This is a genomic window from Pseudomonas sp. GM74, from assembly GCF_000282455.1.
Lineage (GTDB): Bacteria > Pseudomonadota > Gammaproteobacteria > Pseudomonadales > Pseudomonadaceae > Aquipseudomonas.
Window position 1 is genome coordinate 1 of record NZ_AKJG01000116.1, and the last position, 3,364, is coordinate 3,364.

Below are 3,364 nucleotides of genomic sequence, written 5' to 3' on the forward strand. Positions count from 1 at the left end.
GGGGTTTCGGAATTTAATCTTGACGATGACCTACTCTCACATGGGGAAACCCCACACTACCATCGGCGATGCATCGTTTCACTGCTGAGTTCGGGATGGGATCAGGTGGTTCCAATGCTCTATGGTCGTCAAGAAATTCGGGTACTGAGTCGTGACCGGCTGGCCTCGCTTCAGCAAATTGGGTATGTGACAGTCTGGTGTTTTGTGCGTCTCTCGAACTTTCGGTTCGTTGCGTCTTCACACACCGCAATCTGGTTGCTCTGGATTAGAGAGCCGACGCAAATTGCTTGGGTGTTATATGGTCAAGCCTCACGGGCAATTAGTATTGGTTAGCTCAACGCCTCACAGCGCTTACACACCCAACCTATCAACGTCGTAGTCTTCGACGGCCCTTCAGGGGACTCAAGGTCCCAGTGAGATCTCATCTTGAGGCAAGTTTCCCGCTTAGATGCTTTCAGCGGTTATCTTTTCCGAACATAGCTACCCGGCAATGCCACTGGCGTGACAACCGGAACACCAGAGGTTCGTCCACTCCGGTCCTCTCGTACTAGGAGCAGCCCCTCTCAAATCTCAAACGTCCACGGCAGATAGGGACCGAACTGTCTCACGACGTTCTAAACCCAGCTCGCGTACCACTTTAAATGGCGAACAGCCATACCCTTGGGACCGGCTTCAGCCCCAGGATGTGATGAGCCGACATCGAGGTGCCAAACACCGCCGTCGATATGAACTCTTGGGCGGTATCAGCCTGTTATCCCCGGAGTACCTTTTATCCGTTGAGCGATGGCCCTTCCATACAGAACCACCGGATCACTAAGACCTACTTTCGTACCTGCTCGACGTGTCTGTCTCGCAGTCAAGCGCGCTTTTGCCTTTATACTCTACGACCGATTTCCGACCGGTCTGAGCGCACCTTCGTACTCCTCCGTTACTCTTTAGGAGGAGACCGCCCCAGTCAAACTACCCACCATACACTGTCCTCGATCCGGATAACGGACCTGAGTTAGAACCTCAAAGTTGCCAGGGTGGTATTTCAAGGATGGCTCCACGCGAACTGGCGTCCACGCTTCAAAGCCTCCCACCTATCCTACACAAGCAAATTCAAAGTCCAGTGCAAAGCTATAGTAAAGGTTCACGGGGTCTTTCCGTCTAGCCGCGGATACACTGCATCTTCACAGCGATTTCAATTTCACTGAGTCTCGGGTGGAGACAGCGCCGCCATCGTTACGCCATTCGTGCAGGTCGGAACTTACCCGACAAGGAATTTCGCTACCTTAGGACCGTTATAGTTACGGCCGCCGTTTACCGGGGCTTCGATCAAGAGCTTCGCGTTAGCTAACCCCATCAATTAACCTTCCGGCACCGGGCAGGCGTCACACCCTATACGTCCACTTTCGTGTTTGCAGAGTGCTGTGTTTTTAATAAACAGTCGCAGCGGCCTGGTATCTTCGACCGGCGTGGGCTTACGGAGCAAGTCCTTCACCCTCACCGGCGCACCTTCTCCCGAAGTTACGGTGCCATTTTGCCTAGTTCCTTCACCCGAGTTCTCTCAAGCGCCTTGGTATTCTCTACCCAACCACCTGTGTCGGTTTGGGGTACGGTTCCTGGTTACCTGAAGCTTAGAAGCTTTTCTTGGAAGCATGGCATCAACCACTTCGTGTTCCAAAGGAACACTCGTCATCAGCTCTCGGCCTTAAGATCCCGGATTTACCTAAGATCTCAGCCTACCACCTTAAACTTGGACAACCAACGCCAAGCTGGCCTAGCCTTCTCCGTCCCTCCATCGCAATAACCAGAAGTACAGGAATATTAACCTGTTTTCCATCGACTACGCTTTTCAGCCTCGCCTTAGGGACCGACTAACCCTGCGTCGATTAACGTTGCGCAGGAAACCTTGGTCTTTCGGCGTGGGTGTTTTTCACACCCATTGTCGTTACTCATGTCAGCATTCGCACTTCTGATACCTCCAGCAAGCTTCTCAACTCACCTTCACAGGCTTACAGAACGCTCCTCTACCGCATCACCTAAGTGATACCCGTAGCTTCGGTGTATGGTTTGAGCCCCGTTACATCTTCCGCGCAGGCCGACTCGACTAGTGAGCTATTACGCTTTCTTTAAAGGGTGGCTGCTTCTAAGCCAACCTCCTAGCTGTCTAAGCCTTCCCACATCGTTTCCCACTTAACCATAACTTTGGGACCTTAGCTGACGGTCTGGGTTGTTTCCCTTTTCACGACGGACGTTAGCACCCGCCGTGTGTCTCCCATGCTCGGCACTTGTAGGTATTCGGAGTTTGCATCGGTTTGGTAAGTCGGGATGACCCCCTAGCCGAAACAGTGCTCTACCCCCTACAGTGATACATGAGGCGCTACCTAAATAGCTTTCGAGGAGAACCAGCTATCTCCGAGCTTGATTAGCCTTTCACTCCGATCCACAGGTCATCCGCTAACTTTTCAACGGTAGTCGGTTCGGTCCTCCAGTCAGTGTTACCTAACCTTCAACCTGCCCATGGATAGATCGCCCGGTTTCGGGTCTATTCCCAGCGACTAGACGCCCTATTAAGACTCGCTTTCGCTACGCCTCCCCTATTCGGTTAAGCTCGCCACTGAAAATAAGTCGCTGACCCATTATACAAAAGGTACGCAGTCACCCAACAAAGTGGGCTCCCACTGCTTGTACGCATACGGTTTCAGGATCTATTTCACTCCCCTCTCCGGGGTTCTTTTCGCCTTTCCCTCACGGTACTAGTTCACTATCGGTCAGTCAGTAGTATTTAGCCTTGGAGGATGGTCCCCCCATATTCAGACAAAGTTTCTCGTGCTCCGTCCTACTCGATTTCATTGATAAGAGATTTTCGCGTACAGGGCTATCACCCACTATGGCCGCACTTTCCAGAGCGTTCCGCTAATCTCAAATCAACTTAAGGGCTAGTCCCCGTTCGCTCGCCACTACTAAGGGAATCTCGGTTGATTTCTTTTCCTCAGGGTACTTAGATGTTTCAGTTCCCCTGGTTCGCCTCTTGCACCTATGTATTCAGTACAAGATAACCATCTTATGATGGCTGGGTTCCCCCATTCAGACATCTCCGGATCAAAGTCTGTTTGCCGACTCCCCGAAGCTTTTCGCAGGCTACCACGTCTTTCATCGCCTCTGACTGCCAAGGCATCCACCGTATGCGCTTCTTCACTTGACCATATAACCCCAAGCAATCTGGTTATACTATGAAGACGACATTCGCCGAAAATTCGATTGTGCTCCTAAGAGCCACTCACAAATTTTACCTTAGCCTGATCCGTTACCAGTGAAAGTAACGTTCAGTCTATCTTTCTATCACATACCCAAATTTTTAAAGAACGATCTAATCAAA

General features: G+C 51.2%; 2 rRNA genes. Both read right to left on the reverse strand.

Annotation, left to right across the window (positions count from 1 at the left end):
* Positions 1–17: 17 nt before the first annotated feature.
* Positions 18–133: ribosomal RNA gene (gene rrf, locus PMI34_RS05805) — 5S ribosomal RNA — on the reverse strand.
* Between the two features lie 165 nt (positions 134–298).
* A 23S ribosomal RNA gene (locus tag PMI34_RS05800) occupies positions 299–3,190 on the reverse strand.
* Positions 3,191–3,364: the final 174 nt, after the last annotated feature.